We start from the raw sequence: 253 nt of genomic DNA on the forward strand, positions 1-253 counted from the left end.
TAAAAAATCATCGTTCAGAAAATCTTCTTTCTTCATAAGTGTATAAAATTTAAAATTAAACAAAAAAAAATATCGAGGGTTGCAACCCTCGATATTTAAACTTTACACACTTAGTGAGATACTGCCTACATATCTAATTCAAATTCTTTAATTGTTTTGTTCCCTAAAAAGGAATGTCTTCGTTTATTATTGTACCAAGTTTCTATCCACTGAAAGATGGATAATTCGGCCTCAGATCTTAATCTATAACTAT

General features: G+C 28.5%; 1 pseudogene. It reads right to left on the reverse strand.

Annotated elements, in window-relative coordinates:
• Positions 1–125: 125 nt before the first annotated feature.
• A pseudogene (locus HC176_RS19570) lies at positions 126–253 on the reverse strand (IS3 family transposase); the annotation flags it as partial.

This window comes from Tamlana crocina (assembly GCF_012037625.1).